This window comes from Xanthomonas sp. BRIP62415 (assembly GCF_003993515.1).
GTDB lineage: Bacteria > Pseudomonadota > Gammaproteobacteria > Xanthomonadales > Xanthomonadaceae > Xanthomonas > Xanthomonas euroxanthea.
Genome location: NZ_QEZH01000003.1, coordinates 1 through 386, shown reverse-complemented (window position 1 = coordinate 386; position 386 = coordinate 1). Strand labels below are relative to the sequence as shown.

Here is a 386-nt window from a genome sequence, read left to right as displayed (position 1 = left end):
CTTTCCTTTTGCACAAATGCAGACGCATGAAGACAAACCGTGCGTGCCGATCGAATCAAATCCATCTTGCGCAAGATTGATGACGACACATGCGTCCATATCCACATCCATTGTCCGGCTGGCTTGGATATCGCGTGCAGACCGGACGGCGCGGATGTGGGACGTGCAAAAGAGTGCGGCGTATTGTCGTTCCAGATCGTGAAATGGTTGGATCTGCTCCCGGGTAAAGCCGTCCGGGATGGCGAATGCGTCGCTGCCGCATGGGCGCGCACGGCTGCCGGCCCGTGCGCCATCGCCATCGCCCGCGGTGTCGGCAACACGCTTTCTGGGTCGTTGGCGTGGCAACCCCTGGCAGTCGGGATGGGGCGCAGGCCACTGCGCAATCC

At 60.9% G+C, this 386-nt stretch carries 1 protein-coding gene; it reads left to right on the top strand.

Annotated elements, in window-relative coordinates:
• Positions 1–183 precede the first annotated feature (183 nt).
• The coding region (locus EO141_RS21485; RefSeq protein ID WP_206514759.1) for a hypothetical protein at positions 184–386 on the top strand (203 nt) is incomplete at its 3' end.